Raw genomic sequence first — 248 nt, 5'->3', positions numbered from 1 at the left:
CCCGCCGCTGCGACTGCTACGCAAGCAGCACCAGCAAAACCACAGGCAGCAACGACAGCAGCACCAAGTGCGCCAGCTGAGAAGCTGACCAAAGAGCAAGAAGCAGAAAATGCGAAGGTTTATGCAGGCCCTGCCGTGCGTAAACTGGCGCGTGAATTAGGCGTTATTCTCGGTCAGGTGAAGGCTTCTGGTGAACATGGTCGTGTGATGAAGGACGATGTTTTTGCTTATGTAAAAGCACGTCTCAC

The 248-nt window shown here is 53.6% G+C and carries 1 protein-coding gene; it reads left to right on the top strand.

Features of this window, described 5'->3' with window-relative positions; translation table 11 throughout:
* Positions 1 to 248 (top strand): E3 binding domain-containing protein (locus tag B4237_RS07585; RefSeq protein ID WP_286942517.1); only part of this gene is annotated, 248 nt, incomplete at both ends.

This window comes from Acinetobacter sp. UBA6526, from assembly GCF_002434875.1.
Taxonomy (GTDB): Bacteria; Pseudomonadota; Gammaproteobacteria; order Pseudomonadales; family Moraxellaceae; genus Acinetobacter; species Acinetobacter venetianus.
The sequence above is the reverse complement of the archived record's forward strand: the minus strand, read 5'-3'. Positions and strand labels throughout refer to the sequence as shown.